The sequence below is a fragment of the Paenibacillus sp. KS1 genome (assembly GCF_001680695.1).
GTDB lineage: Bacteria > Bacillota > Bacilli > Paenibacillales > Paenibacillaceae > Paenibacillus_B > Paenibacillus_B suaedae.
Map to the genome: position 1 here is coordinate 1 of NZ_MAIS01000077.1, position 16727 is coordinate 16727.

The following is a 16727-nucleotide window of genomic DNA, read 5'->3' on the forward strand; positions in this document are numbered from 1 at the left end:
GTCAACCAGGAAGGGATTTCGCGCATGCGAAGTCCCTTCTCTTATTTATTTCAGCATTTGTTACAACAACACATACATCGTCATCAACAGCTCCAGAGGCAGCAAAAACTTGCCTATAATATGCAAAAAACTCCGAAGCCTAAGCTCCGGAGTTATCATATCCAATAAGTGGCGGAAAGGGTGGGATTCGAACCCACGCACGCCTTGCGACGCCTAGCTGATTTCGAGTCAGCCCCCTTGGACCTCTTGGGTACCTTTCCATAGCAAGAGTTATCTTACCATAGTCCACACTATATTGCAACATATTTTTTACAAAATTATCTTACTCGGAATCAGGTTGAGCAGAACGAAGCACCTTCTTCATGCTCTTCTCGAACTTCGCGCGCGGGACGAGCACACTATGCTTGCATCCAACGCACTTAATGCGGATATCCATGCCCATTCGAATGATCTCCATCTCATTTGTACCACAAGGATGAGGCTTTTTCATTTGAACGATATCACCCAGTGCGAAGACTTTACGTTCCATTACATATTCCCTCCTTGTTCTGCTCGTTGATACGTAACGAGGCGCGGGTATGGAATCTCAATTCCCTCTCGCTCTAGAGCCCGCTTCATATCTGCATTAATCATACGAACAACACCTGCTTGGGTAAATGGACGGCATTCGGCAATAACCCGAATCGTCACTTCTGAAGGCCCAAGCGTTTGAACGCCCAAAACTTGCGGCGTCTTGACTACATTCTCATTGTGCTCTGGCAATACTTCAAGCGCTTTATTCATGACTTGAATAGCCTTCTCTACATTCTCCTCATAAGCAATTGATACATCCACAACAGCAATCGAGTTGTTTAGTGAATAGTTGGTTACCTCGGTAATGCTACCGTTTGGAATGACGTGAACCTCTCCAGTCCAGCTATGGATCCGAGTCGACCGCAAACCAATCATCTCTACCGTACCTTGGAAGGATCCAACCTTAATGACATCGCCTACCGCGAAATGATCCTCCAATATTATGAAAAATCCGGTCATAACATCCTTCACCAAGCTTTGAGCACCAAAACCAATGGCCAAGCCGACGACCCCTGCCCCCGCTAACAGCGGTGCCAAATTCACATTGAACTCCGATAAAACTACAAGGATCATAATAAAATTCATTGCAAGCGAGGTCATATTTTTAAGCAGCTTGCCTACCGTAACAAGCCGCCTCGGTTGTCCGTTCAGGCGGGATTTCTCCTGCTTGGCAATCGTATGATTAATCATTCGATGAACAATGCGAATCACGATTCTGGTTACTAATATAATCAGGACAATTTTAATGGTTTTTACTAAGAGCATTTCCCAAGTTGCCATATCGGTTACCCAATTCCATATCCCTTGCTGCCATTTCTCGAATACCGACAGCGTCTGTTCAATATTGTCGGTTACTTCTTCTGGCTTATCTGCCGCTGCGGCCCATAACATCTTCATTCCCCCTCTATTACTATCTAGCGTTATCAATGTTAGGACACTTTATTATAAAATAGGAACTTATTCTCGTCGAAGTATAAAAGTTTTCTTGCTTCCATATACTAGATAGTACCTTTAGTAGAAAACGGAGGCTGCTTGTGATGACATTTTCTTTGTTCAAACGCCCGTCAACCCATGAATGCCATCCATGTAAAGTGGTTTATGATGCACCTAACGCACTATCTTCCCTAATTCATTCCTGCCAACACCATTTGCAAATGCGAGCTACTCACCAGTCGACAACGGTTATCTGCATTGGAACCGATCGTTCAACGGGCGACTGTCTCGGCCCTCTCGTCGGGACACGGCTGTCGAAGTCCACTTCCCGTCACTTTCAAGTTCTCGGGACACTACAGCAGCCTGTTCATGCCATGAATTTGCAAGAGACGATAGATTCACTGCAAGCGAGCGATCCTCATACCTTCATTATTGCAGTTGACGCTTGTCTTGGCCAGAGCAGCAGTGTGGGTTCGGTTCAAGTCGTTGAAGGGCCGGTCCGTCCTGGGGCTGGGGTAAATAAACAATTGCCCCCGATCGGAGATATGCACATTACAGGCATTGTCAACGTCGGAGGCTTCATGGAATATTTCGTATTGCAAAATACTAGGCTTCATTTGGTCATGGGTATGGCCGAGGTGATCGCGGATACAATCGAACAGTCACTCACTTCCTTAGCCCATCGATAAGTACACGAATTAGGAGCCCTTCTTTGCCTCTGCAAGCTCCATTGCTTGCTTCTCTTCCGGGGACAAGGAATAGGAAGACTGTCCATTCTCTATGGGCTTCGCATATACATAAGAGTGATCCCGTCCGTGGATGCCTGTAATGACAACCCCATCCTGCTCCTCGTTTAACCATGCAATCGAGAAGCTTAAATCACTCCCGCGCTCTGCAAATGCATTGTAACGCTGTATGCCGACGTGGGATTTCATCTTTTTCAGAGCTTTTTTCGTTTGCTCCATGTCAGCATGATGCTGTTCCGTCTTCCCTTGCAGATGTGCAATATCCTCATGCATGCTGGACAATACAACATCCAAATTTTCAATACCACTTTCCCCCATAATCGCCTCATATTTGCGGCGAAGCTTACGGAGCTGTGACCCTTGGAGAAGAACAATAATAAGTAACAACAATAACAATATGCCGATGCCAGCGGCAATGAGCGGCAACCAATCATTCTGCAATTCATTCATCATAAGTCTTTGTTCTCTCCTGCCTATAACGTGTCCCGTACCTCAAATGCACGGACTTCCTCATCCTTGCGTTTCCCCATTAGTTCGCTTGCTGTCTATCAATATTTATTATCTATAATGGGCAGCTATGATGCGAGCTGGCCGAATGATGAGTCATATTTTCTGTATGTATTTCGTCCATCCTTAGTATAAATTTTTTCATCGGACTCATACAATACTTTTTCCCCACCATTCAACTTGAAAAATCTGCGTTTTTCTACCCTATATCGACTTCCAAAGGCTGAGATGAAGCTGAACCAGTTTATGGTCATTGATGATATTCGGAAATATGCCCTTTTAACGGATCTCTACATTTAGTTATAACACGATCTAACCGAATGAAGAGACAACAAAGTTGTAACCTTTTACTTCAATATTTTGTAAATAACAAGCTGTTTATCGTTGCCTTGTCCTTCTGGCTGTTTGTTCTGTCCCAACACAAAACTGGCATGCTTAGTGTAATCCCCTCTTGCTTCGGATAACAACCAAGAATGCCAGTTCATGTACAAGAATCCCAACTAAGGCTTTATTGAGCCGACAACGATTGAAGCAATTCTAATAATCGCTCCAGATCCTGCTTGTTAAAGTACGATATCTCAATTTTCCCTTTATCTTTGCTCTGTTTAATTTTAACTGTCGTACGGAATCGTTCCCGCAAACTTTCTTCCAATTCATCTAAGTAAGGATCTTTGCGGACAAGCTTCGTTTTATCAATTGACTTCCCTTTTTTGTTCATCTGCTGGATTGCTTCCTCCAACTGACGAACGCTCCACCCTTGTTCGATGGAAGCTTTAGCCAACTGTTTCACCTTTGCCTCGTCCTTTACCCCTACAATGGCACGCGCATGTCCCATTGATAGTGTTCCACGTGAAACACATTCCTTTACTTCTTCTGGGAGCTGCAACAGACGCAGAAAGTTAGCGATATGTGAGCGCGACTTACCTACTTTAACAGATAGTTCTTCTTGCGTTAACGTGAACTGATCCATTAAAGCTTGATAAGCAACGGCCAATTCAATGGCGTTTAAATTTTCACGTTGTAAATTTTCAATCAGGGCAATTTCCATGACTTGTTGATCGGAGAAGTTGCGAACAACTGCTGGAATATGCTGCAAACCAAGCTGCTGAGAGGCTCGGTAGCGGCGTTCTCCAGCAATAATCTCATATCCCTTTAAAACACTCCGCACAATAATGGGCTGAATGACACCATGCTGCTTAATTGATTCTGCAAGCTCCTGAATAGACTGCTCATCAAAATGTTTTCGCGGCTGATATGGATTGGGACGCAGCTGTTGTAGAGATACCTCTACTACCTTATCGTCATCATTGACGGATAGTGACGGAATGAGCGCGTCTAATCCACGTCCTAATCGCTTACTCATACGAAATCACTTCCTTCGCAAGTTCCAAATATACTTCCGCACCCTTAGATTTTGGATCGTAGGTCATGATCGACTGACCATGTGACGGTGCCTCACTAAGGCGTATGTTACGGGGAATAATCGTTGTATACACCTTCTGTTGAAAATACTTCTTAACTTCATCAATGACTTGTATACCCAAGTTCGTACGTGCATCAAGCATCGTAAGAAGAACACCCTCAATTTGCAGAGAGGTATTCAAATGCTTCTGAACAAGTCTGACCGTATTCAACAATTGGCTGAGTCCCTCTAACGCATAGTACTCACATTGAATCGGTATAATGACCGAATGGGATGCTGTTAAGGAATTGATCGTCAATATCCCAAGTGAAGGTGGGCAATCAATTAATATGTAATCGTACAAATGTGCTACAAGCTGAAGCGATTTCTTCAATCGTACTTCACGTGATATCGTCGGAACCAATTCAATCTCAGCACCCGCCAATTGTATCGTTGCCGGAATAATGTGCAGACCTTCGACCATAGTCGGAATCGTTGCGTCCTTCGGATGAACATCATTAATAATCACGTCATAAATGCAATTCGTTACATCTGCTTTGTTAATCCCGATACCACTCGTGGTGTTGCCTTGTGGATCAATATCGACAAGCAGCACCCGCTTCCCTAATAACGCCAAACCTGCACCCAAATTTACCGTCGTCGTTGTCTTGCCGACGCCGCCCTTCTGGTTGGTAATGGCAATAACCTTAGCCATTCCTCTTCACCTCAATGTTGTTTCTTTTGCGTTTCTAGCTGTAACGATAACCGCTAACGACCACAAAAACAGAAAAGAGCGGCCTCTTGCCTGCCGCTGCACATATTTGAGCACTACGCATGACAACAATATCGCCGTACGATAGGAAACATACAACGATTAGGCTGGTATCAACCGATAATTAGGTGAATCTGATATATAGGTTACTAAAAAGGTCAGGATGTAAGTGCAAATGTATATGCGGAGCAGCTAGCTTTACGTCCCCTCTGCCAGTAGGATTTTTACTTTCATCAATCCCCTAGCTATAGCCATAAATCCCTCTTCTAATTGAATAAGGCTACTGCACCCTTGTAAGAAATATCTATCGACCTCTTTAAACAACACACGTTTATACTAATCTACCTTTTCGGTATTTTGATGACAATCTCATAATGATCATCATGATCATGTTCATCCGTTTTAATTTTTAAGCCTGATCCAGTCACAAGATCGATTGACTGTCGAATCGTATTCAGCGCAAGACGTACATCCTTTGTATATGAGATACGCTTCGATTTCTTCGCCTTGTGAACCTCTTTATAAAACGCGACTCGTGCCTCTGTCTGCTTAACATTCAATTCTTTTGCGATAATCTCCTCAAGCAGTTTGAGCTGCAAATTCTCTGAATCGAGACCAAGCAATGCTCTTGCATGTCGCTCTGTAATCTTGCGTTCCATTAAGGCCTGCTTCACTACATCCGGTAGATTCAGCAAGCGAATTTTATTGGCTATTGTAGACTGGCTCTTGCCAAGCCGTTGCGCCAAACTTTCTTGCGTCAAATTGTGCAAATCAATGAGCTTCTGATAAGCATATGCTTCTTCGATCGCTGTAAGCCCTTCACGCTGCAAATTCTCGATTAAGGCAATGGATGCCGCCTGAGCGTCATTAATTTCTCTTACGATGCCCGGGATCGTATCCAAGCCCAACTTCTTGACAGCACGCCAACGGCGCTCTCCGGCAATGATTTCAAATTGCCCGTTTCGCTGGCGGACAACGATCGGCTGAATAACGCCGTGCGTTTTGATCGTCTGACACAGTTCATCAATACGCTCATCATCGAATATAGTTCGAGGCTGATAGGGACTGCTGACAATCTCATTCACCGGAAGCTGTTTCACTTCATCCAGCGATTGACGCTCCGCAAAACCGAATAACCGAGACAGTTGTTCTTTCATTTCCGTATAATACCACCTAACTTCAAAATAATGCCAGGCACATGAAGAAGCGGCAGTGCTCTGCTCCATTCTTGATCTTCTGCCCTACGTCGCTCAAGGAGGCAATTGGGCTGCGATTCCCGCTACTCCTCGCAATTTTCCATTCCCTTTACGTCCTTCGCGACAATGATAGAGTAGGACATCTGACTTGAACCATTTCTTTCCTTCGACAAAATTATACGCTCTGCCTTTATGTATTCTCCAAGCTTGTGCCTTTTTCCTGCCTTTTCTTGTACACGATAAAGAAAAACTTCGAATGATATCTTTTGCCGTCGTTACACTTCTATTCTAATCACTTTCTTGATAACACCTTATCTATCATGAACATGTTTCACGTGAAACATTTCGCCACATTCTATCAGGTTAGCTTCTTTATCCTATCATAAATAATTGCAAAAGATTAGGTTGCCTCCTTAACATTCTATGAACTCTTACCACCTCTATAAATATGAAAATTATTCCATGTAAATAGAATAAAGCGGAGGATGCCCCCCGCTCCAAGCTGCTATATGTTTACTTGTGTTTTTTGAATTTGTACGTTGCCAGCGGCATCTTCCATCCGGACAAATATATTGTGCTTGCCCTTTTTAAGCCCTGACCCTACAAGAGACACGTAGAACATCCTCTTGTCTTCATTGAATCTCACACTCTTCCAATCTCCTGTGTTCGAAGTACTCCACTTCACATCAATCAGGGCCGGCTGCTTATTTCCCGAGGCAATACGAAACATAGGCCGTACCGCATAATCAAGGGTTAGCATCATGTCTTGAACCGTCCCTTGCACAACTCCACGTTCCGCCTTTGCCTTCATAAAGGTTGCCCTAGGGGCTTCACGATCGATATAGATAATTTGATCGTCCTTCATCTCCGAACGTCCATCCGCGAACGCTTTACTCTTCAAGTTATACAACCCATCTGGCAGTTTACGACCCGTCACATCTGTACCATTCCATTCGTACGCATGCAATCCATTGGTAGGATTCGGCTTATTGAATAATAAATATTCAACTTCAGCCTTCTTCCCTATGTCAATACGACTCGCTGTAATAATCATCCGATCGGCGTCGCCTGGCAAATAATAATGGAATCGGATTGACTTATGTTTGTCCCCGTTCGGCGTGAGCAGTTGATCGTCTGCAAACCATCCCGTCAGCAGCGGATAATGACCGGAACCATGTATCAATTGGAAAGGGATTCGTAGCAATTCTGTTCCGTTCGTAAGCTGGAGGCTCCCAGTAAGGATTCCCGTCTCCTTAAGAGTGGTTAGATCCCATACAACAGGAACACGGACTGTCTCGCCAGGCTGCAACGTAATGGAAGCAGGATAGGAGATGTCCCATTTCCTTGCTTCGGATGACAATGTAACCTGATAGGTTATTTCCTGCGCGGTGCGATTCGTCACTTGGAACGTCTGCTCCTTCTTTGTACCGCAAGACTCTGATCCAACTACTCCATACGTTAACGCCGTGGGCTGTAGGAAGGTATGTGCATCCAGTGCTTTATCTATATTTACGAGTCCTGATCCCTGTGCGTGATACGGATATTCCGATCCATTGTTATCCGTAAGCTTATCCGCTGAAGTCATCAGCGCCGACTTCACCATTGCAGGCGTCCACTCCGGATGTGCCTCTAGAATGATCGCGGCTGCGGCCGACACATAAGGGACGGCCATGCTCGATCCGCTCATATTCCCATAACCCTGCTCATATAGATCACGCGGCATCGAGCTGCGTACATCAATCCCCGGAGCTACAAGATCCGGCTTCATAAGCCAAGTGCCTACAGCGGGACCGCGAGAACTCATCGCTGACATTCGGCTTCTCTGCTCTTCTCCCCACTGCCAGACTGCCGACTTGCCTTGCTTCAACATCGTCGCTCCTTGTGGAGAAATCGTAGCCGCGGGAATAAGTCGATGATCTTGCTCATTATGAATATTAATCCCCGGTTCCCACTCTACCTTCCCATCTTGATAGAACAGAATACCGCTAGCCTTCGCTCGGCATGCCGCTTCATAATAAGATGTTACCGAGGAACTGGGAGTCCTCACTACGATCCATTTCCCTTGGTGCTGCTTCTGTGTAATTACTCTAGGACTGTCCCCACTAACGAAGACAACATCAGCGGAACCATGCTTCGGAAAAGCAGGTGTATTTCTATCTGAAATTAGGCGTATGCTGCGATCGTTCTTCGAGAGCGTTGGTTCATAAGTAGGTAAGGTAGCTGCCCCAACGGTGATGACATCCTCCACCAGTCCTGGCGCTGTAATACTCCATAGCTTCTCCCCTGCGTTGCCGCTGGAGTTGACCACAACCACCCCTTTGCTTGCTGCATCCGCAATTGCCCGGGACAGTGGTTCATCTGGAGCATCGATATCTGAATGCAGAGACAAATTAATGACTCTCGCTCCATCTTCAATTGCACGCTGCATTGCCTCTACAATCGTAGACGTGAATTCATGACCTTCAGGGGCGACCGCACGGTAAATGAGCAGCGAGGCGCCAGGCGCTTGCTGTGCCACGATACCAGCAACATGCGTACCATGTCCTTTCTCATCTTGTGGATACTCATCGCCTTCCACAAAGTCATGTGCCTTCACGATTCGATCCTTCAATAAGGGATGCTCCATATCTGCACCAGAATCGATGACGGCGACTTTAATCCCTTTTCCTGTGTATGGATCATCTGTCTTCGCTGCTGTATGAGATGGATCGAGTTTTGGCTCACCTACAGGCAGTAGCAGCGCTTGAGCAGAAGCCGTCCCCACTCCAAGAGGAGCAGCCAATACCCCAGCAGCAACAATCAAAGCAAATGAGGCCTTCCATATCGGTTTGTACCAGCAATCTATGTTCATTCTATATTTCCTTCTCTCTAAGCCATTCATGATGTCTCTTAAATCGTAACATAGGATAGAGAGGGAAAGATTTACGCCACTGTAATCTAGCTGTCCCAATTTTTCTCAGTTCAGTCCTGCTTTCTCCGCTGATAGATTCATAACCTTCTCCTACTCAAGTAATTGAGGTTCGATAATGCTGTAAGAGCTGCTCTACCTTCGATTGAATCATTGTTCGTAATGATTCAGGCTTTACTGCTACCACATGACTGCCATACCTCATGAAATATTCGGCGATAAATGATTCTTCTCCTGGATTGTAGAATCCTGTAATGACGGTTTGTTCACCGATATCTAGTTTCATAGAAGGATAAGATTCTTTGTAGAAGATGTCCTTGGCCTGTTCTTCAATTTCTACCTCAAATCGAATATGGTGCACCGACTGGTATAGTTCTAAAGAGCGGCTAACTAGTTCATCAAGTGAAAATGGGGATTCTTCTGCTTCCACCTGCATGGAGGTAACTTTATCGCATCGGAACACTCGTTGTTGATTTGTATTTACCTCTATCCCTGTTGCGTACCATTGACCGAACTTAGCAGAAATTTTGAAAAATTGAACCCGATATCTCTTGCTGCCCTTATTCCGTGTATATTGAATGGTGCAGATGTTTTCATGAAGAATGCTCTTCAAGATTTGTTCCAAATAAAGACTTACATGATGATGCTGATTGCTTTCCAATTGCAGAACCTTTTTCATGCTACGAATCTTCTTGATTTGTTCTTGCGAAAGGCACTTTTCAAACTTCTCTTGCAGCTGATTGACATGCATATGAAATGGAGTAGATTGATAAGATTGCAGCGTCAGCATGGCGAAATACAGAGCGTAAACTTCATCAAGCGTAAAGATAATCGGCGATAGCAATCGATTCTGCAAAATACCATATCGCCCATAACGTCCATATTCCGAATAGATAGGCATGCCTAATTGTTCTAATGAGCGAATATCACGCAAAGCTGTACTTTTTGAAATCTGGTACTTATCCATGAGGTCTTGTAAATTAAAGAACTCTCGACTATTTAAGTATCTGAGCATGTCTTGTAATCGTTCTAATTTATTCATGCGTATCTCCTTATTAAAGGTGTCATGATTTGATACCTTTAACAATTATGATAAAACCAAGGCCAAATATCAAATGCTAAAAGGTATCTGCCAACCATGATGATCCACAAGGAGACTGATACGATGAGCGCAACACTGGAAGTCGCTATTTTCCTGTCCATGAACGGACATGCACGGGAAGCCATTCATTTTTACAAACAACATTTGAACGCGAAGGAATTGCTGGTTGTGACCTATCAAGACATGGCGAAGCGTGACAGCTCCATAACGCTTACGGAGGACAACAAGAATCAGATTACTCACTCTGTCTTATCGATTGGCAGAACGAAAATAATGATTGCAGAAGATACAATGAACCCTGGGGAAGCCTATACTGTTGGCAATAACACGTCACTGTGCATTCAGAGCGCTGATTTAGAGGAAGTGGAACGATATTATGCCAGCTTGATTACGGATAAACGGGTACGCATTATTGTCCCGTTATCGAGCAATATATTCAGCAAAGCCTACGGTATAATCGAAGATCCGTTCGGTATTCACATCCAATTGATGTTTGATTCCAGATTGCAATCATAGCCGAATATTAGTTGCATCCGCATCGACTGACACAAAAAAAGAGGCCGAACGTTTTCGGCCTCTTTTCCCTATTCTAACTTACCATCTATTCCTCTACACAATTGGTGTCTTCAGCGGCGTGCCGGGCTTACGTGGGTACGCCTTCGGTGTTGGCCCCTTCTTCGACATCACTATAATGTGACGCTCGGACTGCTCCACCGGAAGCTTCAATGCATGGTCAGCTGTAAATGTGGCCTGCAGCACTTGTAGGCTTCGCTTCGCCTCCACAATCTCTTCCTGTGGATCTGTCCCCTTCATCGCTGCGAATGTGCCGCCTGGACGCACGAACGGCAGGCAGAACTCATTCAGCACGTTCAATCTGGCAACAGCACGTGCTGTCACAAGATCATACTGATCGCGGTGCTCCGGCTTGCGAGCAACCTCCTCAGCACGCCCATGAATACAGCTAACCCCCGTCAATCCAAGCTCCTGCACCAGATGATTCAGAAATACAATTCGCTTATTAAGGGAATCAACAATCGTCAACTGAAAATGCGGGAACATAATCGCCAGTGGAATCCCTGGGAAGCCTGCCCCTGAACCGATATCAGCCATACGCTTGACTTCCTTCATATTGACATGGAAGCCTAGTGTCAGTGAATCGTAGAAGTGCTTCTCGTATACGAGCTCACGCTCGGTGATGCCGGTCAAGTTCATCCGCTCATTCCAATCCACCAACACCCGATAATAAGTCTCTAATTGATTCCACTGTGTATCTGTAATCGGCGGCCATCCATGTCCGGATAGCCAGCCTTGGAACTGTTCTTGCAATGCATCCATCACTGGCAATCTCCTCTTCTGCAGTTAGTGTCCCCAACCTGCATACTTGGCACAGCCCGCTCACCCGAATTACGACTGAGCGTGCTTCTCGGCTGTTACGCGGTTGTAATGCTCCAAATATACAAGCAGGATTGAAATATCTGCAGGAGTTACACCAGAAATACGCGATGCTTGCCCGATAGACAACGGGCGAATCTTCGCTAGCTTCTGCTTCGCTTCCGACGCAATGCCATGAACCGCATTATAATCGATATCCTGCGGGATCAGCTTCTTCTCCATCTTCGCCAGACGCTCTACTTGTAGCAGCTGCTTCTCAATATATCCTGCATACTTAATCTGAATCTCAACCTGTTCCTTCATTTCTTCATCCAACTCAAGCGGCGACGGGAATAACTTATCCACATGTGCATAAGATATTTCTGGACGTCGCAGCAAGGTAACGGCGTCACAACCGTTCGTCAGTGGAGCAGAACCCGCTTCTGCAAGCATTGCCTGCACGGCTTCATCCGGTTTCACCTTTGTTGCCTTCAAGCGCTCCAGCTCTTGACCGACCAAGTCAAGTTTGTGCTGGAATGAAGCGTACCGCTCATCGGTAATAAGACCAATCTCATGCCCGATATCCGTCAAGCGCATATCCGCATTGTCATGGCGAAGCAGCAGTCTATATTCCGCTCGGGACGTAAGCAGACGATACGGCTCATTCGTCCCCTTCGTTACGAGATCATCAATCAACACGCCAATGTAAGCTTGCGAGCGATTCAGGATGACAGCAGGCTTGCCCTGCACCTTGCGTGCAGCATTGATGCCGGCCATAACCCCCTGCGCAGCAGCTTCTTCATAACCCGATGTTCCGTTAATTTGTCCAGCTGTGAATAAGCCATCTACCTGTTTTGTCTCCAGCGTTGGCCACAGCTGTGTCGGCACGACTGCATCATACTCAATCGCATATCCAGTTCGCATCATTTCCGCGTTCTCGAGTCCCGGGACAGAGCGCAGGATTTGCAACTGAACATCTTCAGGCATACTCGTGGACAGTCCTTGTACATAATACTCAGCTGTATCCTTGCCTTCCGGCTCCAGGAAGATTTGATGCTTCGGTTTATCCGCAAAGCGAACGATCTTATCTTCAATGGACGGGCAATAACGAGGACCTGTACCTTCAATGACACCAGAGAACATCGGTGCACGATGCAAGTTATCATTGATAATGCGATGCGTATTCTCCGACGTATACGTTAGCCAGCAAGGAAGCTGCTCATTATCGGAAGACTTCGTTTCATAAGAGAAGAACTTCGGATGATCGTCTCCAGGCTGGATTTCTGTTTTGGAAAAGTCGATTGTCCCTCCATTCACCCGCGGAGGAGTACCTGTCTTGAAGCGAACGAGATCAAATCCGAGATTGCGCAAGCATTCGGACAGCTTCAAAGACGGTTGTTGGTTGTTCGGGCCGCTCTCATACATCAACTCACCGATAATGATTTTGCCCCGCAAGTACGTACCTGTCGTTAAGACAACCGTTTTCGAGCGGAAAATAGCACCTGATTTAGTGATGGTACCTACACATTTACCGTCTTCCACGATCAATTCCTCGACCATGCCTTGACGCAGCGTTAAGTTCGGCGTTGTTTCTACTGTTTCCTTCATTTTTGCCTGATACAATACCTTGTCGGCCTGAGCACGCAGCGCGTGGACAGCTGGCCCTTTCCCGGTATTGAGCATCCGCATTTGGATGAAGGTTTTATCGATATTGCGGCCCATTTCTCCGCCTAATGCATCGATTTCGCGTACAACATGGCCCTTAGCTGGGCCGCCAATCGAAGGGTTGCACGGCATGAAAGCAACCATATCTAAGTTAATCGTCAACAGCAACGTATTGCAGCCCATCCGTGCAGAAGCAAGTGCCGCTTCACAGCCCGCATGGCCCGCTCCGATAACTATTACATCATATTGTCCCGCCTCAAATGGCATGGGGCTCCCTCCTTTAACAACTTTCTATATAAATAAACAGCACTCACGGCATCAAGACCTTTCACCGTGATCACAACTCTCTATTTTCCAAGACAGAACTGGGAGAAGATCTGGTCAATCAGCGAATCGCCTACAGAGTCTCCAATGATTTCGCCGAGCAGCTCCCAAGCGGTGCGCACGTCGATTTGAATCATATCAATTGGTATTCCCTGCTGTGATGCCTCCACAGCGTCTTCTAGTGCCCGCAGCGTCTTCTTGAGCAGCGCAATATGCCGTACGTTGCTGACATACGTCATATCCCCCGCTTCAATTCCACCGCTGAAGAACAACTCGGAGATCACCTTCTCCAGCGCGTCCACGCCTTCCTGCTCTTTCGCGGACATACGCACGATTTGGCTCTCACCAAATGCTTCCTTCAACGGAGTATCATCCAACACCGTAGGCAGATCCATTTTATTCACAATGACAATCACTTGTCTACCCGTAATTTGCTCCATCCATTCCCGTTCATCTGGATGAAGCTCATCATTGTTGTTCACGACGAAAAGAATGAGGTCTGCTTCTTGGAGTGCACTGCGTGAACGCTCTACCCCAATTCGCTCCACCACATCTGTCGTCTCCCGAATACCAGCCGTATCCAAGAGACGCAGCGGAATCCCGTTAATGGTTACGAATTGCTCGACCACATCGCGAGTTGTTCCCGGAATATCGGTGACAATCGCTTTATTATCTTGGGCAAGCGTATTGAGCAGCGATGATTTGCCGACATTTGGTCGCCCAATAATCGCAGTGACAATACCCTCCCTCAATATTTTCCCCTCAGATGCGGTCTTCAATAGCCGCGTCACTTCTTCCATGACTTGCCCGCATTTATCTTGAATAAAGTTGCTCGTCAGCTCTTCAACATCATGCTCTGGATAGTCGATATTCACTTCGATATGAGCAAGTGTCTCAATGAGTGTATGACGGAGCGACTTAATTCGGGTAGACAGTTGACCTTGTGCCTGCTTCATAGCGATGCTGAAGGCACGATCCGACTTCGAGCGAATGAGATCAATAACTGCCTCCGCTTGTGACAAATCAATTCTGCCATTGAGAAATGCACGCTTTGTGAACTCTCCCGGCTCCGCCAGACGGATTCCTTGCTGAAGCAGAATATCCATCACCTTCCGCACCGAAATAATTCCGCCATGCGTATTGATTTCGACAACATCCTCCGTTGTGAATGAACGAGGGCCTCGCATCACGCTTACGAGCACCTCTTCTACTCGCTCCCCTGACTGTGGATCAACAATATGTCCATAATGTATCGTATGGCTGTCCGCCTCTGTTAGCTTCGTTTTTGAACGGAATATGCGATCCACTTCAGCGAAAGATCCTTCTCCGCTTACTCGGATAATCGCTATACCGCCTTCGCCAAGCGGTGTAGATACCGCTGCGATTGGTTCGTAATTCATCCTAATAATGACCTCCGCACATATAGGGTACATTTATATTATCTCATTTTACGTCAAACGCCTAATCATGAAATCCCGTTCAATGAGTCAAATAACGAAAAAATGCAATGAGAGCACCCTGAACCAGGCGCAATCATTGCATTTTCTATCTGTCTATGCGTTCTGAATAGAGGTTATTCATAAGTGCAGCCATGCCTATTTAATCATAATGACTACGCGTCGGTTAGGCTCCTCGCCTTTACTGCAAGTTTTTACCTTCGGATGATCCTGCAGCTTCGCATGAATAATCTTGCGATCCTGCGCCGTCATCGGCTCCAGTACAACCTCTTGCCGGGAACGAATCACTTTGTTCGCGAGCCGCTCAGACAACGATTCGAGCGTTTTCTTACGCCGTTCGCGGAACTGCTCTGCATCAAGAATAATACGGAGATGATGCTTGGAATAACGATTGGCTACCAGGTTCGCCAAGTATTGAAGCGAATCAAGCGTTTGACCGCGGCGCCCAATAATAAGACCCAAGTCCGAGCCGCTAATATCAAGCGTTACCGTGTCCTTCCTCTTATGTACTCCAACTTCCACATCAAGCCCCATCGAGCGGGCAACATCCATAATGAATTGCTTCGCTTCTTCAATCGGATCAATATCGTCTGTAGAGTCAGCTTCCATCTCCTGATCTCTATCCTTCGATACTGCTGCTGCCTGCATGCCGGCCACAGCAGATGCTGTCTGAACTGGCTTCGATGACGATGATTGTGTTGTAGGTTCAGAGAGCGGGACATCCTTGTCCGGCAGAAGAGTCAACTCGACCTTCGCTGGACGAACGCCGATAAGTCCAAACAGCCCGCGTGATGGCTTTTCCAGCACGCGAACAGATACGCGATCCTCGGTTACGTTCATTCGTTCCAAACCGTTCTTTATTGCATCTTCGATCGTCTTTCCCGATACAACGAGCGTATTCATTTCGCCGGACGAACCTCCTTATCCTTATCGCGATAAAGGAAATAGTTCTGAACAATAGTAAAGACGTTGCTGTATACCCAGTACAACGGAAGTGCCGCTGGGAAGTTGATCGACATGACGAAGATCAACACTGGGAAGATTAGCATCATGAATTGCATAGGGCCTTGCATTGGGTTTTGACTTGCCATCATCTTCGACTGCACGAATGTCGTCAATGCAGCAACGACCGGCAATACATAAAACGGATCCGCCTCACCCAGTTTGAGCCACAAGAATGTATGCTCACGAATGGCAGAGTTCATGTAGATCGAATTATACAAAGCGATAAAAACTGGCATTTGAATGAAGATTGGCAAGCATCCCGCCAGCGGATTTACGTTGTGCTGTTGGAACAGCTTCATCGTTTCTTCCTGCTGCTTTTGCGGATTATCCTTATGTTTCTTCTTTATTTCAGCGAGCTGAGGTTGCAGCTTCTGCATTTCCTTCGAGCTGCGCATTTGCTTAACTGTAAGCGGCAAGATACACAGACGAACAATAACGGTTAGCAGCAAGATGGCGAATCCATACTCCCCACTGAACCAGCCTGCGAATGTATCAAGTGCTAGTGAAAAATAATAGACCACGTTACGCTCCCAGAAGTTACCCTGCAGCAAATCCTCCGTCTTTAGCGTAGTGGTCGTGGACGTACATCCCGACAATACAACGATCAACAGCACAGAAACCGCTACCAAGAGCCATTTGCGGTTCGAGAACAACTTGTTCAGCGACAATAGCATAACCCCTCTCTTAACCTTCCGATTCCAACAGTAAATATATCACATTTCCCCTGTTAAAGGAAACGATTCAACAGGTATATCGTGCGATCTTG

Annotated in this window: 16 protein-coding genes and 1 tRNA gene; 2 read left to right on the forward strand and 15 right to left on the reverse strand. The window is 46.1% G+C overall.

What is annotated here, in order from left to right; all coding sequences use genetic code 11:
• Window positions 1-169 precede the first annotated feature (169 nt).
• The 3 genes from BBG47_RS21255 to BBG47_RS21265 all read right to left on the reverse strand — a co-directional run bounded on the left by BBG47_RS21255 (window position 170) and on the right by BBG47_RS21265 (window position 1464).
• Window positions 170-260, reverse strand: a tRNA-Ser gene (locus BBG47_RS21255).
• A gap of 62 nt (window positions 261-322) precedes the next feature.
• On the reverse strand, window positions 323-529 hold the full coding sequence (locus BBG47_RS21260; RefSeq protein ID WP_005545435.1) for a DUF951 domain-containing protein: 207 nt from the start codon (window positions 527-529) through the stop codon (window positions 323-325).
• Window positions 529-1464 carry a mechanosensitive ion channel family protein gene (locus tag BBG47_RS21265; RefSeq protein WP_065293396.1) on the reverse strand — a complete coding sequence of 312 codons (936 nt, stop codon included), beginning with the start codon at window positions 1462-1464 and terminating at the stop codon, window positions 529-531. Before BBG47_RS21265 ends, BBG47_RS21260 begins: the two co-directional genes overlap by 1 nt.
• Before the next feature lie 146 nt (window positions 1465-1610).
• Here BBG47_RS21265 and yyaC point away from each other — a divergent pair, with 146 nt between their 5' ends.
• Window positions 1611-2195, forward strand: a complete 585-nt coding sequence (gene yyaC / locus BBG47_RS21270; protein WP_065293397.1) for a spore protease YyaC — start codon at window positions 1611-1613, stop codon at window positions 2193-2195.
• Window positions 2196-2204: 9 nt separating this feature from the next.
• On the opposite strand, the gene BBG47_RS21275 is transcribed toward yyaC, so the two are convergent.
• The 7 genes from BBG47_RS21275 to BBG47_RS21300 all read right to left on the reverse strand — a co-directional run bounded on the left by BBG47_RS21275 (window position 2205) and on the right by BBG47_RS21300 (window position 10079).
• Window positions 2205-2705: a DUF4446 family protein gene (locus BBG47_RS21275; RefSeq protein ID WP_021258404.1), complete on the reverse strand. Its 501-nt coding sequence runs from the start codon at window positions 2703-2705 to the stop codon at window positions 2205-2207.
• Between the two features lie 401 nt (window positions 2706-3106).
• Window positions 3107-3244, reverse strand: a complete 138-nt coding sequence (locus BBG47_RS30070) for a hypothetical protein (protein WP_175400602.1) — start codon at window positions 3242-3244, stop codon at window positions 3107-3109.
• A gap of 23 nt (window positions 3245-3267) precedes the next feature.
• Window positions 3268-4122, reverse strand: coding sequence for a ParB/RepB/Spo0J family partition protein (locus BBG47_RS21280; protein WP_021258405.1), 855 nt, complete (start codon window positions 4120-4122; stop codon window positions 3268-3270).
• Complete coding sequence (locus BBG47_RS21285; protein ID WP_005545445.1) at window positions 4115-4876, reverse strand: ParA family protein; 762 nt, start codon at window positions 4874-4876, stop codon at window positions 4115-4117. Before BBG47_RS21285 ends, BBG47_RS21280 begins: the two co-directional genes overlap by 8 nt.
• A 398-nt stretch (window positions 4877-5274) precedes the next feature.
• Window positions 5275-6090 carry a nucleoid occlusion protein gene (gene noc, locus BBG47_RS21290; protein ID WP_021257546.1) on the reverse strand — a complete coding sequence of 272 codons (816 nt, stop codon included), beginning with the start codon at window positions 6088-6090 and terminating at the stop codon, window positions 5275-5277.
• Between the two features lie 544 nt (window positions 6091-6634).
• Window positions 6635-8980: a S8 family serine peptidase gene (locus tag BBG47_RS21295; RefSeq protein ID WP_065293398.1), complete on the reverse strand. Its 2346-nt coding sequence runs from the start codon at window positions 8978-8980 to the stop codon at window positions 6635-6637.
• Window positions 8981-9134: 154 nt separating this feature from the next.
• A complete protein-coding gene (locus BBG47_RS21300; RefSeq protein ID WP_065293399.1) occupies window positions 9135-10079 on the reverse strand; it encodes a helix-turn-helix transcriptional regulator in 945 nt (314 codons plus the stop codon).
• 123 nt (window positions 10080-10202) lie between these two features.
• On the opposite strand from BBG47_RS21300, the gene BBG47_RS21305 reads away from it, so the two are divergent.
• Window positions 10203-10655, forward strand: coding sequence for a VOC family protein (locus tag BBG47_RS21305; protein ID WP_065293400.1), 453 nt, complete (start codon window positions 10203-10205; stop codon window positions 10653-10655).
• 93 nt (window positions 10656-10748) lie between these two features.
• Here the strand turns inward: BBG47_RS21305 and rsmG are convergent, their stop codons facing one another.
• The 5 genes from rsmG to BBG47_RS21330 form a co-directional block, all read right to left on the reverse strand.
• Window positions 10749-11474 (reverse strand): 16S rRNA (guanine(527)-N(7))-methyltransferase RsmG, encoded by a 726-nt coding sequence (rsmG, locus tag BBG47_RS21310; RefSeq protein ID WP_021257550.1) that lies wholly within the window; start codon window positions 11472-11474, stop codon window positions 10749-10751.
• Between the two features lie 69 nt (window positions 11475-11543).
• Window positions 11544-13442, reverse strand: a complete 1899-nt coding sequence (mnmG, locus tag BBG47_RS21315; protein WP_065293401.1) for a tRNA uridine-5-carboxymethylaminomethyl(34) synthesis enzyme MnmG — start codon at window positions 13440-13442, stop codon at window positions 11544-11546.
• A gap of 80 nt (window positions 13443-13522) precedes the next feature.
• On the reverse strand, window positions 13523-14899 hold the full coding sequence (gene mnmE, locus BBG47_RS21320; protein WP_065293402.1) for a tRNA uridine-5-carboxymethylaminomethyl(34) synthesis GTPase MnmE: 1377 nt from the start codon (window positions 14897-14899) through the stop codon (window positions 13523-13525).
• A gap of 195 nt (window positions 14900-15094) precedes the next feature.
• Window positions 15095-15859 carry an RNA-binding cell elongation regulator Jag/EloR gene (gene jag / locus BBG47_RS21325; RefSeq protein WP_065293403.1) on the reverse strand — a complete coding sequence of 255 codons (765 nt, stop codon included), beginning with the start codon at window positions 15857-15859 and terminating at the stop codon, window positions 15095-15097.
• Window positions 15856-16635 carry a YidC/Oxa1 family membrane protein insertase gene (locus tag BBG47_RS21330; RefSeq protein WP_021257554.1) on the reverse strand — a complete coding sequence of 260 codons (780 nt, stop codon included), beginning with the start codon at window positions 16633-16635 and terminating at the stop codon, window positions 15856-15858. The genes jag and BBG47_RS21330 overlap by 4 nt, the downstream gene beginning before the upstream one ends.
• Between the last annotated feature and the right edge of the window lie 92 nt (window positions 16636-16727).